Source organism: uncultured Paraglaciecola sp. (genome assembly GCF_963977085.1).
GTDB lineage: Bacteria > Pseudomonadota > Gammaproteobacteria > Enterobacterales > Alteromonadaceae > Paraglaciecola.
Window position 1 is genome coordinate 165,412 of record NZ_CAXBNC010000008.1, and the last position, 14,632, is coordinate 180,043.

Below are 14,632 nucleotides of genomic sequence, written 5' to 3' on the forward strand. Positions count from 1 at the left end.
TATATGAACTAAATTTTTTCACCACTAGCTGCTCTTACACTTTCCCCAATTTTTTTATTTTACCTACTCGCAATCTTTTTCAATTCCTCTATCTTTAGTCCCGTCACAAGGAAACACGACGAGTCAGGATGACATCAAGGAAGAGCTTGGACGACTTCAAGGTTGAAGGAAATACAACAGGGTCGTTGTATTATAAGGATGGGAACTCAGGGTGAGTGCTTTACATGGATTGTAAAGCTTATGGACTGGAAAACAACGGACGGTTTCTCGTAATGGATATGAGACAAAGGATAGGGAACTCAGGATGAGACTTTGTTTGGATAACAAAGAAAGGGATTTGGATACACATTGGATGTGTGACTTGCTAAGGAATCGCAAGTTAAAGGAGCAAGGATACACCGGGAAGGTGCCCCATTTGGGATGAAATGGATAAAGGACACACTCAGGGAGAGTGACTCATCGGGATGATTGAGAGTATAGGGAAAGGCATAATACGGAAATTTTTAGGATAATTTTGCAATGGACAGCAGAGAGGGACCCTCAAAATTCTTTAAGGGCATGGCTTGATATTTTCAAGTCATGCCTTTTTCATTTGTAATGGTCTCACAGAAAATAGTTTATGAACGCAAGATTTGTGTATTATTCAACTCGATACGCAGGCGTATCAATATTCAGTACTTTTAGACCAACCATTTGCACCTGACCTTGATAACTGTCTTCTCCGTTTCCTGAAAACTCAAAGACAAAGTCACTAAGAAAATCAAGTTTACCTTTGTAACTCCCAATTCGTGTTTTTACCCTTGCGACGCTAATGAGTTGTAATTGTTGTCTTTCACAGTATGCATCCAACTGTGTTTTGAGGGCTTCTGATATCGCGCGAAAACGCCAAAACATGGCGGCCAACAAAAAAATTCCTATAAGTAAGATTAAATCGTATAAATTCATGGTGTATTTTGACCAAATAGTTGACCAACGGCCTGTGTGAGTTGTGGGCTCTTTTCAGGCCAACGCAAAATGCTTAACATAGACTCTCTTATTTCTGGTATTTGTACTAGATCAGAAAACAACCCGATAAACGTATCGTCTTCGCAAATAGCCAATAGCTCCACATACAGAGTGAGAATTGCGGGCTCTGTCATGTATTGCCAATGTCTGGCCGCAATCAACATAAGTGTTGACCTAGATAGTCCTTTTTCGGAATTGAGTATCAAAGTAAGCAGAGTATGAACTGCTGCTTTAGCTTGGCTTTGACATAGTCCTCGAAGCACACTATGTAGCCTTTTTTCATCCTCAATATCTTGCTGATACCAGGTGACTAACAACGTACTGATATCTTCACCTATGCTATGATTTTCTAGAGATGCACACAATGCATATTGCATCTCTGGTGCTAAGGTTAAAAATCGATTTAATAGCAGATTTTTCCGTGCGCTTTGCTGTAACGACGCGGTAAAGTCTGCAATACCTTGCAAAGAAACTGCTCGCCAGTCGTGCTGCTCAGGGGTGGTTATATATTGTTCAGCTAAATTCACGTGATGAGAAAGAGGGATATTTAATGCCACTCGAGCGATACTGTTAAAGTCAGCCAATTGTTGTTGATTTGGAATAAAAGTAAAGGGGTTATCTGGCAATTGGTTATTGGTATTGTTGGGTTTCTCGAGGGATTGCCCCAAAGCGTCGACGACTATCTGTAAAAACTGTTGTCTGGCTGCGCCAATGACTAAGCCTTGTTCATCTAAAGGCAATTTAACAAACCAAATATAGCGTTCATTACTCATTTGTTTATTGAAAAATAAAATCCCAAACCAAGCATGTTGTTGTCTTGGGCAAGGCGCAGGTCTGGTTGCATTTTCTATTTCTAAAAATAATTGAGACTCAAGGGATCTGATGCCACGAGCCATGTCGAAAACGCGATAGTCTGTACCAGCTTGGAGTAAAAATTCGCTGATAGTATTGATATGACTCATGTTATTATGAACTTATTAAAGATTAATCGGCTAGAAAATAAATTTGTTGGTTATTTCCATAAGTATAAGCGGTTGATCATGCCACGAAGTCACATAGAAGTCGAAATTCTGATAGTCAAACTAGAGCAAAGTCTGCGTGATGCTAGGTTGTGGTCATGTTCTACGCCATCAGCCACAGCCCTGCAAAGTACATTACCTTTTTCAGTGGATGTTTTGTCATTCGAACAATGGTTACAGTTTATTTTTATTCCCAAAATGTCTGAATTGCTTAGTTCTGGTAGTACATTGCCAGAAAATGTAACACTTTTACCCATGGCGGAACAAAGTCTAGTCGCAACAAAGAATCGTGATGGGGTGATTGAAGTGATTAAACAAATTGATTTAGTTTTTTCCGCTTAATAACATGCAGCTCTCTATTATTTATCAAGATGAACATGTAGTCGCCATTAATAAACCATCAGGGTTATTAGTGCATCGCAGTATGCTTGATAAACATGAAACCCAGTTTGCTGTGCAGTTATTGCGAGATCAAATTGGCCAGCATGTGTTTCCGGTGCATAGATTAGACAGACCCACATCTGGCGTACTGGTATTCGCCTTATCTGCTGATATTGCTAGAAAATTAGGTGAACAGTTTGCCTCTCAATTAATTCATAAAACGTATTTAGCCATTGTTCGTGGGCACATAAAGGATGAAGGTGTAATAGATTATGGACTTAAGGAAAAGCTCGACAAAATTGCAGATAAAATGGCCAAACAAGATAAGCCAGCAAAAGAAGCCGTGACCCTTTTTAATCGACTCCATAAATTTGAATTGCCCTTTGCTGTCAGCAAGTATGCGTCGGCTAGATATTCACTGGTGCAACTCACACCTAAAACAGGGCGTAAACATCAGCTTAGAAGGCATTTGGCCCATATCAATCACCCTATTGTCGGAGACACCGCCCACGGCGATGGTAAACATAACGTATTTTTACGGCAACAATTTAATTTTAAGCAATTGGCTTTGACCTGCAAATCTATGCATTTAAAGCACCCAGTATCTGAAGAAACACTTGTCTTAAGTTGTGAATTGGATAGAAATATTTACGATTTATTAGAAAAGTGGCAAGTTAATCACCATCAATTAAAAACAATAAACAACTTGTAGTTATGTAAATCATCACCTTACCTAATTAGGACTTTTAAAATGAGTAAAATCGGTATTTTTGTAGGATCGGTATATGGAAACGCACAACATGTAGCAGAGGAAGTTCGCACTATGTTGAGTACACAAGGATTGTCTTCAGAAGTGTTTACTGATCCAACCCTAGATGATTTTAAGAAAGTGTCGTCTATGTTATTTATTAGCTCCACCACGGGGCAGGGAGATATACCGCCAAATTTGGAGTTTTTTATACAAGATTTACGAGAGCAATTCCCATTGATGCAACAGAAACCTTTTGCAGTGGCAGGTCTAGGTGATAGTAGTTATGGTGAAACTTACTGCGGAGCTGGACGGAAAATTTTCGAGCTGTTGAGCGAGTTACAAGGTAAGCCAATAACAGAACTACTGGAGATTGATGCTTGTGAAACCCTCGAGCCAGAAGTTGAAGTGCTGGCATGGGCAGAAACATTGTTGCCCGCGTTAACCTAAACTCTGGTTATCCTTTGTGTCTTTATTGTGGTTCAATTTTTAAACCGAATTCACCACAGAGAACACAGAGTGTCGGGCGCCGAGCGCTTCACTACACAGAAAAACTGATTGTTAAGAGGCAAATGTTTTTACCTCCGTGCTCTCCGTGCCCTCTGTGGTTCAATATCTTTTGCTTTTAGCGCTAATTCATCACAGATAACACAGTGGCAAGTAATTGAGATGGAATGGTATTGACTCAATTTTTAGATATAAAAAAAGCGCCATAGGCGCTTTTTTTTCAATCAGTACAAAATTAAGCTAAGGCTTTAATTTGTGCTGCAAGGCGGCTCTTATGACGAGCAGCCTTATTTTTATGTATTAAACCTTTAGTTGCCATACGGTCAAGTAAAGGTGTTGCCGCAGAATATGCAGCTTGAGCAGCTTCTTTATCACCAGAGGCGATAGCAGAAAGTACTTTTTTCAAAGATGTACGTGTCATAGAGCGACGGCTAGCGTTGTGTTGGCGACGCTTCTCCGCTTGTATAGCACGTTTCTTAGCAGACTTGATGTTAGCCAAGTTGGAACTCCCAAAAAAATTCTAGTCAAAATTCAAGGGTGCGGATTATGAGGATCAAGTCGGTTTATGTCAATCAGTTTCGTGGTTTTTATAGACAAATAACGGATTCTTTTTAATTTAGCAAAATTAAGTTATGACCACCGACACAAATTAATTGGCCAATCAATAGACTCTTCGTTTGGTATTCACGCATAATAGCCCTTTTGTTGGTTAGGAAGAAGTAGGTGTCAGGTAAGTTATTTAAATCAGGCATGATTGTCAGCGCCATGACATTTATTTCCCGTATTTTAGGGTTAGTGCGAGATGCCGTTATTGCCAATTTAATGGGGGCAGGAGCGAATGCAGATGTCTTTTTGTTCGCCAATAAAATTCCTAATTTTCTGAGACGTTTATTTGCAGAGGGCGCGTTTGCACAGGCATTTATACCTGTTTTAGCCGATGTTAAGCATGAAGGTGACGAGGAACACCTAAGACAATTTGTGGCTAAAGTCAGTGGTACTTTAGGCGTGATAGTCACCATAGTAACTATTGTGGGAGTGATTGGTTCACCTATACTAGCCGCACTTTTTGGCATGGGTTGGTTTGTTGAGTATCTAAATGACGAACCCGCCGGACAAAAATATGAATTAGCGTCGTTAATGCTTAAAATTACCTTTCCCTATTTATTATTTGTATCTTTAACCGGTTTGGCAGGTGCCATTCTTAATACACTGAATAAGTTTGCTGTCGCTGCCTTTACTCCAGTATTGCTTAATGTTGCCATCATTAGTTGCGCAATATATTTAGCCCCAAGGTTTGATGAACCCGCCTTTGCCTTGGCATGGGGAGTCTTTTTAGGTGGGCTTTTTCAGTTACTTTTCTTATTGCCATTTTTATTTAAAGCGGGCTTGTTAGTTAAACCCAAATGGGGATGGTCGGATCCTGATATTGTTAAAGTTCGCACCCTGATCATTCCAGCCCTTTTTGGGGTCTCAGTGGGGCAGCTTAATTTGTTGTTCGACACTGTAATTGCTAGCTTCTTGGGTACGGGAGCGATCTCATTTCTGTATTATTCTGACCGTCTATTGGAATTTCCGTTAGGGTTGTTCGGCATTGCAATTGCGACTGTAATCTTGCCTACCTTATCGCGCAATCATGTGTCTAAGGATGATAAAGCTTTTAGCGCCAATATTGATTGGGCAGTGAAAATGGTTTGTCTTTTGGGTATCCCCGCCGCAACAGGTTTGTTTATGCTAGCTGAGCCCATGTTGTTGACTATATTTCAGCGCGGCGAGTTTACGCCTCAGCACGCCGCTTTTGCTTCCTATAGTCTAATGGCCTATTCATTTGGTTTATTAAGTTTTATGTTAGTGAAGGTTTTAGCGCCGGGCTTTTATTCGAGACAAGATACTAAAACACCAGTGAAGTTTGGTATCTGGTGTATGGGGGCGAATATGTTATTTAATTTGATTCTAGTCTGGCCATTTGATTACGTGGGGTTGGCTATGGCCACATCTCTTTCGGCTCTTATGAACGCTTTGCTGCTTTACGGCGCATTACATAAGCAAGGTGTTTATATTGCGTCATCACAAACAGTGAGACTACTCATCAAGATTGTATTGGCCAGTATGGCTATGGGCGCCGTTATTTTCTTGTTGAATCCGGAATCCGCTTCTTGGGTTAATTTATCTTTAATAAACAAAATTTTTGAGTTAGCTAAATTAATTTCTTTAGGGGCAGTGGTGTTTGTTTTTAGTCTCTTGATTTTAGGGGTCAGAAAAAGCACTTTTTCAGCATCGCAGGCCGTCACAAAATAACATGCGTAAAGGTTAACTGGAAAAACCGGCTTTTAAAAATGCAGATTCCTTAATGTTACTGCTTTCAATCGTCCTGTAGTCAGTTATAATCCGCGCCTTTGATTGATTTTCAATGAGCCTTTTGGCTTTTAAAGCAAGCCTATGAGCTAAAGAGAGTGTAGTGGAACTAATTCGTGGCCTACATAATATTCGTGACAAACATCGCGGTTGTGTATTAACAATTGGCAAGTTTGACGGGGTGCATTTAGGGCATCAGGCTGTACTTAGTCAAGTTGTTGAAAAAGCTAAAGAATTGGGACTACCTTCGACGGTAATGGTATTTGAGCCTCAACCTGAAGAATTGTTTACGCCCCAACAGGCGCCCGCTCGACTCAGTTTACTTCGCGATAAATATACGCAATTGAAAGCCCTCGGCATTGACCGTTTGTTATGCGTGAAATTCGATCTACATTTTGCGGCATTTAGTGCTACTGATTTTGTGGAAGGATTATTGGTCGACAAACTGGGGATTCAGTTTTTGGTGGTGGGCGATGACTTTCGATTTGGTAAAGGTAGGGTAGGGGATTTTTCTACACTTGTAGAAGAAGGCAAAAAATGTCAATTTGAAGTAGTCAGCACCCAAAGTTTCCGTCTTGCAGATTGTCGTATTAGTTCCACTGCCGTACGTGATGCATTAAGCAACGATGATTTTAAGCTTGCTACGCAAATGTTAGGTCGACCTTTTACCATTGCTGGCAAAGTACTACATGGTGATAAAAGAGGACGAACTATTGGTTTCCCTACTGCTAATGTTTTATTGAAACGCTGTAAGGCTCCGGTTAATGGTGTGTTTGCAGTCACAGTCAGTGTGGCGGGTAAACATTATTCCGGTGTGGCGAATATTGGCCATCGGCCTACAGTGAATGGTCAGCGTTCACAATTAGAAGTACATCTGTTTGATTTTAGTGATGATTTATATGGTCAGTTTATTTCTGTGGCCTTAGTAAGCAAAATTAGACAAGAAATGAAGTTCGATTCTTTTGAGTTACTTCATCAACAAATACAAAAAGATGCGTTAGTGGCAAAGTCACTGTTAACGGCCTCTTAATATTTTACTGTAACAATTGACCAATTTGGATTTAAGCAGCAATGAGTGATTATAAACATACCCTGAACTTGCCTGAAACTGAGTTCCCGATGCGCGGTAACTTAGCGCAACGTGAGCCAAAAATGCTGGCACAGTGGACACAGAAAAAACTCTATCAGCAAATTCGTGAAGCCAAAAAAGGTAATACGCCTTTTATTCTCCATGATGGCCCTCCTTATGCGAATGGTGATATTCATATTGGTCATGCGGTTAACAAAATTCTTAAAGACATAATTGTAAAGTCTAAAACCCTATCGGACTTTGATGCGCCTTATGTGCCTGGTTGGGATTGCCACGGATTACCCATTGAGTTAATGGTTGAGAAAAAAGTCGGGAAACCAGGTAAAAAAGTCACCGCCGCTGAATTTAGACAAAAGTGCCGTGACTACGCCGAGAAACAAATAGCAGGTCAAAAGGCAGATTTTATCCGTTTAGGTGTTTTGGGTGAATGGGATAACCCCTACAAAACCATGGACTTTACATCAGAAGCCAACATTATTCGTGAATTTGGCCTAGTAGTGCGTTCAGGACATCTTGAGAAAGGATTTAAACCCGTTCATTGGTGTACAGATTGTGGATCTGCTTTGGCTGAAGCCGAGGTAGAGTATCAGGACAAAAACTCTCCCTCCATAGATGTGCGTTTTAAAGTGGTTGATGCTGAAGCCTTTGCGGCATGTTTCTCTGCAAAAGTGACAACTGATATTTCTGTGGCAATTTGGACCACCACACCTTGGACCTTACCTGCTAACCGCGCCGTTTGTATTCACCCGACTCTTGAATATAGTTTGGTTCAGGTGACTGGTGAGCAAGGTCAAGAATGTTTAGTGATAGCAACTGAACTATTAGCAGATTGTATGCAGCGTTTTGGTTTTGAAAATTACAAAACCTTAGGCGTGTGTAATGGTCAAGCATTAGAAAATCAAGCTTTACATCACGCTTTTTATGATTTCCAAGTGCCTCTTATTTTAGGTGACCATGTTACTACGGAAGCAGGTACTGGTTGCGTGCATACCGCTCCTGGCCATGGTGTTGACGATTTTATCGTAGGTAAAAACTACGGCCTTGAGGTTGCTAATCCTGTTGGCGCAAATGGAGTGTATTTAGAAGGTACAGAGCTGTTTGCTGGTGAACATGTTTTTAAAGCCAATGATCATGTGGTTGAGGTATTAAAAGAACATGGCGCTTTATTACATCACCATGTGTATAACCATAGCTACCCACATTGCTGGAGACATAAAACACCTATTATTTTCCGCGCCACGCCACAATGGTTCATAAGTATGGATAAAAATGGCTTACGTGAAGCGTCGATAAAAGAAATTCATAAAACCCAATGGATCCCTGAATGGGGCGAGAGCCGTATTGAAACTATGGTGGCCGGTAGACCCGATTGGTGTATTTCTAGGCAGCGCACATGGGGTGTACCTATTACTTTATTTGTGCATAAAGACACAGGTGAATTACACCCCCGCACGGATGAATTACTGGAACAGGTTGCCAAACTGGTAGAACAGAAAGGCATTCAAGCTTGGTGGGATATCGACCCTGAAACATTATTAGGCAAAGATGCCGAAACCTTTGTAAAAGTACCCGATACCTTAGATGTATGGTTTGACTCAGGTGTGACTCACTATTTTGTAGTTGATCAGCGTGATGATATTCCTGCTTCCGCTGACTTGTACTTAGAAGGTTCTGATCAGCACCGTGGTTGGTTTATGTCATCTCTTATGACCTCAGTGGCGACTAAGGGACATGCGCCATATAAACAAGTCCTGACCCATGGATTTACTGTGGATGGTGAAGGCAAGAAGATGTCAAAATCTCTTGGAAATACTATTGCTCCTCAGCAAGTCACAGGAAAACTGGGCGCGGATATTTTACGCCTGTGGGTAGCTTCAACTGATTATCGCAGTGAAATAGCGGTATCAGATGAAATCCTAAATCGTTCAGCGGATGCGTACCGTCGTATTCGTAATACTGCACGCTTTTTATTGGCTAATCTAAATGGATTTGATCCTAGTAAAGACTTAGTTGCCATTGACGATATGGTAGAACTAGATAGGTGGGTAGTGGGACGAGCGAGCAGTATGCAAAAGGAAATCATCGAAGCATACGAAAAATACGATATGTTGGTCGTGTCACAAAAACTCATGCAGTTTTGTTCTATTGAATTGGGTAGTTTTTACCTAGATATTATTAAAGATAGACAATATACCGCAAAAAGTGACAGTCATGCCCGACGTTCTTGTCAAAGTGCGCTGTATCATATTATCGAAGCCTTGGTGCGTTGGATGGCGCCCATCACTAGTTTTACTGCTCAAGAGTTATGGCAAGAAATGCCTTGGCAACAAGATGAGTTTGTATTTACCGGTAAATGGTATGACGGTTTAGGTGAAGTGACCTTATCTGGTAACTTTACCAATGAGTTTTGGCAGCAAATTTTAGCCGTCAAAAATGCTGTGAACCGCTGTATTGAATTGACCCGTAAAGAAGGCAAAATCAAAGGTTCACTACAAGCAGAGGTCACTTTGTATGTAAATAGTGACCTGTTTAGCTTACTGAGCAAACTTGAAGATGAGCTGCGTTTTGTGTTGATCACTTCTGCAGCAAAAGTTGTTGAAAGTAGTGACCTGCCTGCAGACGCTGTGGCGACAGAGGTGCCTGGACTTTCAGTGGCGGTTTCTGTTTCAGCTGCTTCTAAGTGCAGTCGCTGTTGGCATCACCGTGAAGATATTGGTAATCATGCTGCGCATCCAGAGCTTTGTGATCGCTGTGTGGATAATGTTGAAGGTGAGGGCGAAAAACGCGCCTATGCTTAAACTTTTGACGCAAACAGGATGGCGATTTTTATGGTTGGCCGTGTTGGTATTTGTAGGGGATCAATATGCTAAGACTTTGGTGCTAGATAATATTGAACTCTACCAAGCTATCCAAATATTGCCATTTTTTAATCTCACCCATGTGTATAACTACGGTGCTGCTTTTAGTTTTTTACATGATGCCGGTGGTTGGCAGCGTTGGTTTTTTACTGGTATAGCCTTTGCTGTCAGTGCGTTAGTGTTGTGGTGGTTAAAACAAACCACCAAGGAACAAACTATTTTACCCATAGCGTTTAGCCTAATAATAGGCGGTGCAATTGGTAATGCCGTTGATCGATTAATGCATGGCTACGTAATAGATTTTTTAGTGTTGTATTATCAAGATTGGTATTGGCCTGCTTTTAACGTGGCCGACAGTGCCATATGTATAGGTGCAGTTTTGTTGATAGTGGATATGTTTAAAAATAAAGAGGAAAAGCATGCCTGAGTTGCAGCAAAATTTGATAAAGCAAGGTAGTGAAGTGGTATTGCACTTTGATTTAAAATTGGCCGATGGCTCTGCCGCGGACAGTACAAGAGTGAATAACAAACCGGCTAAGTTAGTAATGGGTGATGGTAGTCTTACACTTAATTTTGAAGATTGTTTATTAGGACTGAAAGCGGGTGATAAAAAATCTTTTACCCTAGAAGCCAATGATGCCTTTGGTATGCCAAATCCTGACAATTTACACCATCTTGAGCGAAGTAAATTTAATGCTGAAACACCTGCAGAAGAAGGTATGATTATCGCGTTTACTCAGCCCGATGGCACGGAGTTACCAGGAATTGTGCGAGAAGTCACTGGAGACTCAGTCACAGTTGATTTTAATCATCCTTTGGCTGGACAGGTCATTACCTTTGACGTAGAAATACTGTCAGTTAACTGGATAGGTTGGAATAAATAACTATGCAGATCCATCTTGCAAATCCACGAGGTTTTTGTGCCGGGGTAGACCGCGCAATTATCATTGTTGAGCGTGCTTTGGAAATGTTCCCTGCACCTATTTTTGTGCGCCACGAAGTGGTACACAATAAATTTGTAGTCGACGGGCTTAAAGAGCGCGGAGCGGTATTTGTAGATGAATTATCAGAAGTACCTGATGACAGTATTGTTATTTTTTCTGCTCATGGTGTATCACAAGCAGTGCGAACTGAAGCAGACTCTCGTGGCTTAAAAGTGTTTGATGCCACTTGTCCTTTGGTCACCAAAGTCCATATGGAAGTGATGCGTGCGAGTAAAAAAGGCACGGAATGTATTTTAATCGGACATCAAGGACACCCTGAAGTTGAAGGCACTATGGGACAATATGATAATCCCAAAGGTGGCATCTATTTGGTGGAATCGGTTGAAGATGTAGCCAAACTGTCGGTTAAGGACCCATCGCAACTTTATTATTGTAGCCAGACTACATTATCGGTGGATGATACCGCTGACGTGATTGATGCCTTAAGACTGCAATTTCCTGCAATAGAAGGGCCTCGTAAAGATGATATCTGCTATGCCACTCAAAATCGCCAAGATTCAGTTAGGTCCCTATCTGCTGATTGTGATTTATTGTTGGTAGTAGGCGCACAAAATAGTTCCAATTCTAATCGACTTAGAGAATTAGCAGAAAAAATTGGAGCCACTGCGTATTTGATTGCAGACGCTAATTGTATTCAGCAGTCATGGCTTAAAAATGTCAAAAATATTGGTGTGACAGCGGGGGCGTCTGCGCCAGAAATATTGGTTCAAGGCGTAGTTAACCGCTTAAGAGAGTGGGGAGCCACTGCCGCTATCGAAAGAGTTGGACGTGAAGAAAATATTGAGTTTGCTGTCCCTAAAGAATTACGAGTCAAAAACCTTTCTTGATTTGTTGTTGGATTTAATCACCATGGTTTTTGAAATGGCTCACTAGGCTTTTATTCATAAAAAACAATCCTTTGGGGTTTTATTCAATGATTGATCGATTTGCATTTCCAAACATTTTAGATCTGCTAATTGACTACCTTTGGCAGTAGCGCTAATGGTATAGGTTGTCGCCGATACACCAGTGACCAAAAATGTATAATATTTGCTTTCTGGAAGACTGAGCTGCTCAGTTTTAGCGTAGCTAATATTTTCTAATCGAAAAGATTCTTGTTGTATTTTAAGCCGCAGCAAATGGGTAATAGCATCGCCGCGCCTTGCAGCCAAAATTTGTTGTTCAAATGACGGGAATATCAGCGTCGCTAAAATTCCAATAATTATCACCACCACCAATAGTTCAATCAACGTCATACCAAATGGTATGTAAAACGCTAAGTGACTCTCACTTGCCATTTCCTTTTGTTGCGTTGGCATATTCATTCCTTTTTTATGCGTTTTAAATAAACTGAACTATATTTTGTGTAATGGATTTGATTATAGGCCAATTTAAAATTGGTGCTAAGTAAGGATACTAATATGCGCAACCTGTCCGGTCTTACACTCCTAGAATTACTCATTACTATCGCTATTTTAGTGCTGGTGGTTTCACTCGGCGCCCCTGCAATCACCTCTATACAAAAAAACATGCAATTAAAGGCGGCTGCTGAGACCAGTTATTTTGCCTTCCAACAAGCTCGGGTAGCGGCTATTACTCAAAGTGTTGATGTGACGGTTGCCATCAACTCTAGTGAAAATTGGTGTGCTGCTTTGAGTGACGATGGCGTATGTAATTGTTCTATCTTGAATGATTGCACCCTTAATGGGGTGGAATATAAGGTGGATTTTTCTGACTATCCATTTGTCAATATCGACACAGTGACATTTGGAGAAGATAGCGTCGCTATATTTGATTCAAATCGAGGGATGGCAATTGGTCATGCGGGTTCTGTCGTTTTTAGTGATGGCGATAAACAGCTTAAATTGATCTTGAGTAATATGGGGCGCGTTAGAATTTGTGCGGTTGCTAGTCGTCTCGGAGGATATGAGGCGTGTTAGTTTTACCTACAAAGCAACTAGGCAATAGTTTGGTTGAGTTGATGATCTCTATGACCCTAGGGTTAGCATCCATAACTGCAATGGCATCATTGGTGGGGCACGGTATTGCGTTAAATTCCAGTTTACTTGCAAAATCCAGGTTAGACGAAGAAACCAATGCGGTTGTTGCTGTTCTCAGCCATGATCTTAAACGTGCGGGGTACTATGCCAGTACCAATGAAATAGTTAAGAATCCAATAACTCGTTCAAACCCCTTTGATGGCAGTTTAAAAATAGCGGCCTATCCATCTGAAGCGGCCAATAGCTGTATTAATTTCGCATATGACCGCAATAAAAATGGAGAATTGGATACAACTGCTTCAAACGAAAATTATGGTTATCGTTTAAAAGATAGAGCTGTTGAAATTCGCTTGGACGGTGCTGCTTGTGATGAGTCTGGGTGGCATGACTTAACGGATCCAAAGGTGGTTCAAGTCATGATGCTGGAATTCACGGTTGAACAAACAACAGTGCAACAAATTATGCAAACTCGAGTCAATATTGCATTGCAAGCCCGCCTTAAGAAACATCCTGAAATTTTACGTCGTATCAACACTCAAGTTTTATTGGAAAATTATGAATAAGTGGTTCGTGGTTTATTCTTTAGGTGTGCTGAAGCAGAAAGGCGCTGCGATATTACTGACGGTTGTTCTGTTGCTAATTATGGTGACATTGGTGACTCTATATACGGGTAAAATTCAATCATTTGAACAGCAAATTTTACTTAATACACAAAATCAAATTTGGGCTAATGCATCCGCCAAGGCTGGGTTAAATCAAGGGTTAGCAATACTTAATGTCAACAAAGTCTGGCCGAATATTGAGGTGACAGGCAATCTAGAGGATAACAGTACATTTAGTCTTTCTGCCATCAGTGAAAATTTACCCGGTAGGCGCACTCTTGTGACTATGACGGCTAACGGACGGTCTGCTGATGGATTAGCTAGGGCCACAGTTGAGGAGCAATCTCTAGTGTATCCCATACTGTTCAATACTCCCCCTGCGCCGCTGATGGTACAACATGGGATAAGTAACGATGGCGAGTTCGAAATAGTCTCAAACCCAGATGGATTGGGTGTTTCAGCGCCTTTTTCACTGTGGTCAGATACTGAAGTTACCTTGTCTGGGACTCATCACCATAGTTGTACATACAGTGCATTTAGTGAAGGAAACTGCAGTACTAACAGTTATTCAGATCACAGTATCAAAATGGCTGACATCATGGATGCTTCTGCTTCATTTCCTGCTGATGTAGTCAGTTATCTGTTTAACATTCCCGCCACTGAGTGGCTTCAATTACAACAACAAGCTGATTTTGTCTTGGCAGACTGTGACAGCTTGGATATTGGCAGCTGGGGACTGATATGGATCAATGGTAACTGTGATGTCAGTGCCAGTACACAGGTTGGAAGTGAATCAGAACCTATTATCTTAGTGATTTATGATGGCGACCTTGAATTTCACCCTGATGTGGCGATGTATGGACTTTTGTTATCATTTAAACCGCTAGGTTCATTGAAAAATTTGGATATCAATATGCAAACTGGTAGTGCCGTATTTGGGGCTGTAGTCTCCAATTATCAGTTGGGGACAAAAAGTGAATTAGCTCGAGTGGTGTTTAATACAGACGTCATGGAACAATTACAGCACAGTAAAAAATTGCAAAGAGTGGCTCGAGTGCCAGGTAGTTGGCATGATTTTTAACTGAAG

The 14,632-nt window shown here is 41.0% G+C and carries 16 protein-coding genes; 12 read left to right on the forward strand and 4 right to left on the reverse strand.

Going from position 1 to position 14,632, the window contains the following annotated elements:
• Positions 1-639: 639 nt before the first annotated feature.
• Together AAC000_RS11845 and AAC000_RS11850 are read right to left on the reverse strand one after the other, a co-directional pair.
• Positions 640-945 carry a DUF3301 domain-containing protein gene (locus tag AAC000_RS11845; protein WP_339722941.1) on the reverse strand — a complete coding sequence of 102 codons (306 nt, stop codon included), beginning with the start codon at positions 943-945 and terminating at the stop codon, positions 640-642.
• Positions 942-1,967 carry a DUF3549 family protein gene (locus AAC000_RS11850; protein WP_339722943.1) on the reverse strand — a complete coding sequence of 342 codons (1,026 nt, stop codon included), beginning with the start codon at positions 1,965-1,967 and terminating at the stop codon, positions 942-944. Before AAC000_RS11850 ends, AAC000_RS11845 begins: the two co-directional genes overlap by 4 nt.
• Positions 1,968-2,045: 78 nt before the next feature.
• Here AAC000_RS11850 and AAC000_RS11855 point away from each other — a divergent pair, with 78 nt between their 5' ends.
• Genes AAC000_RS11855 through AAC000_RS11865 form a run of 3 tightly spaced genes read left to right on the forward strand, consistent with a single transcriptional unit; the run spans position 2,046 to position 3,603 of the window.
• A complete protein-coding gene (locus tag AAC000_RS11855) occupies positions 2,046-2,366 on the forward strand; it encodes a YqcC family protein (RefSeq protein ID WP_339722945.1) in 321 nt (106 codons plus the stop codon).
• Between the two features lie 4 nt (positions 2,367-2,370).
• Positions 2,371-3,117: a tRNA pseudouridine(65) synthase TruC gene (gene truC / locus AAC000_RS11860; RefSeq protein ID WP_339722947.1), complete on the forward strand. Its 747-nt coding sequence runs from the start codon at positions 2,371-2,373 to the stop codon at positions 3,115-3,117.
• A 39-nt stretch (positions 3,118-3,156) separates the two neighbouring features.
• A complete protein-coding gene (locus tag AAC000_RS11865) occupies positions 3,157-3,603 on the forward strand; it encodes a flavodoxin domain-containing protein (protein ID WP_339722949.1) in 447 nt (148 codons plus the stop codon).
• A gap of 292 nt (positions 3,604-3,895) precedes the next feature.
• On the opposite strand, the gene rpsT is transcribed toward AAC000_RS11865, so the two are convergent.
• The gene (gene rpsT, locus AAC000_RS11870) at positions 3,896-4,159 is read right to left on the reverse strand and encodes a 30S ribosomal protein S20 (protein ID WP_235312081.1); all 264 of its coding nucleotides are present in this window, start codon (positions 4,157-4,159) and stop codon (positions 3,896-3,898) included.
• A 224-nt stretch (positions 4,160-4,383) separates the two neighbouring features.
• Between rpsT and murJ the strand changes: the two genes are divergently transcribed.
• The 6 genes from murJ (at position 4,384) to ispH (ending at position 11,791) form a co-directional block, all read left to right on the forward strand.
• Positions 4,384-5,955: a murein biosynthesis integral membrane protein MurJ gene (murJ, locus tag AAC000_RS11875; protein WP_339722953.1), complete on the forward strand. Its 1,572-nt coding sequence runs from the start codon at positions 4,384-4,386 to the stop codon at positions 5,953-5,955.
• Positions 5,956-6,115: 160 nt separating this feature from the next.
• Positions 6,116-7,042, forward strand: a complete 927-nt coding sequence (gene ribF, locus AAC000_RS11880) for a bifunctional riboflavin kinase/FAD synthetase (RefSeq protein ID WP_339722954.1) — start codon at positions 6,116-6,118, stop codon at positions 7,040-7,042.
• A gap of 41 nt (positions 7,043-7,083) precedes the next feature.
• On the forward strand, positions 7,084-9,900 hold the full coding sequence (gene ileS, locus AAC000_RS11885; protein ID WP_339722956.1) for an isoleucine--tRNA ligase: 2,817 nt from the start codon (positions 7,084-7,086) through the stop codon (positions 9,898-9,900).
• A complete protein-coding gene (lspA, locus tag AAC000_RS11890) occupies positions 9,893-10,387 on the forward strand; it encodes a signal peptidase II (RefSeq protein WP_339722958.1) in 495 nt (164 codons plus the stop codon). The genes ileS and lspA overlap by 8 nt, the downstream gene beginning before the upstream one ends.
• Entirely contained in the window at positions 10,380-10,844 is a 465-nt protein-coding gene (fkpB, locus tag AAC000_RS11895; protein ID WP_339722960.1) for an FKBP-type peptidyl-prolyl cis-trans isomerase, read from the forward strand. The genes lspA and fkpB overlap by 8 nt, the downstream gene beginning before the upstream one ends.
• A 2-nt stretch (positions 10,845-10,846) precedes the next feature.
• A complete protein-coding gene (ispH, locus tag AAC000_RS11900) occupies positions 10,847-11,791 on the forward strand; it encodes a 4-hydroxy-3-methylbut-2-enyl diphosphate reductase (RefSeq protein WP_339722962.1) in 945 nt (314 codons plus the stop codon).
• Positions 11,792-11,845: 54 nt separating this feature from the next.
• Here ispH and AAC000_RS11905 read toward each other — a convergent pair whose 3' ends face one another.
• Complete coding sequence (locus AAC000_RS11905; RefSeq protein ID WP_339722963.1) at positions 11,846-12,262, reverse strand: type IV pilin protein; 417 nt, start codon at positions 12,260-12,262, stop codon at positions 11,846-11,848.
• 102 nt (positions 12,263-12,364) lie between these two features.
• Here AAC000_RS11905 and AAC000_RS11910 point away from each other — a divergent pair, with 102 nt between their 5' ends.
• Genes AAC000_RS11910 through AAC000_RS11920 form a run of 3 tightly spaced genes read left to right on the forward strand, consistent with a single transcriptional unit; the run spans position 12,365 to position 14,626 of the window.
• The gene (locus tag AAC000_RS11910) at positions 12,365-12,883 is read left to right on the forward strand and encodes a GspH/FimT family pseudopilin (protein ID WP_339722965.1); all 519 of its coding nucleotides are present in this window, start codon (positions 12,365-12,367) and stop codon (positions 12,881-12,883) included.
• On the forward strand, positions 12,877-13,506 hold the full coding sequence (locus AAC000_RS11915) for a prepilin peptidase dependent protein B (RefSeq protein WP_339722966.1): 630 nt from the start codon (positions 12,877-12,879) through the stop codon (positions 13,504-13,506). The genes AAC000_RS11910 and AAC000_RS11915 overlap by 7 nt, the downstream gene beginning before the upstream one ends.
• On the forward strand, positions 13,499-14,626 hold the full coding sequence (locus AAC000_RS11920) for a hypothetical protein (RefSeq protein WP_339722967.1): 1,128 nt from the start codon (positions 13,499-13,501) through the stop codon (positions 14,624-14,626). Before AAC000_RS11915 ends, AAC000_RS11920 begins: the two co-directional genes overlap by 8 nt.
• The last annotated feature ends 6 nt before the right edge of the window (positions 14,627-14,632 follow it).